Annotated in this window: 1 protein-coding gene; it reads right to left on the minus strand. The window is 48.9% G+C overall.

Annotation, left to right across the window (positions count from 1 at the left end; translation table 11 throughout):
- Nucleotides 1-237: Ig-like domain-containing protein (locus ICN19_RS10135; RefSeq protein WP_216247642.1), on the minus strand; the 237-nt coding region annotated here is incomplete at both ends.

Consider the following 237-nt stretch of genomic DNA (forward strand, 5'->3'; position numbering starts at 1 on the left):
AGGTACTTACCGTTACCGGGCCATCAACACTGGTGGTTCCCGTTAACAAGTTACCGCTCTTAGCGGTATCTTCTGGTGTTGTTACGGTTTCAGGGGCATCAGTGAAGATGTCGTTAACCGGAGTAATCGTGACCGTCACTGTCTTAGTGAGCACTTCACCAGAAGCAGCATCCGTTACCGTATAGGTAAAGGTATCCGTGCCACTAAAGTTCGCGGTTGGAGTATAGGTATACGTAC

This window comes from Polynucleobacter sp. AP-Capit-er-40B-B4 (assembly GCF_018882245.1).
Taxonomy (GTDB): domain Bacteria; phylum Pseudomonadota; class Gammaproteobacteria; order Burkholderiales; family Burkholderiaceae; genus Polynucleobacter.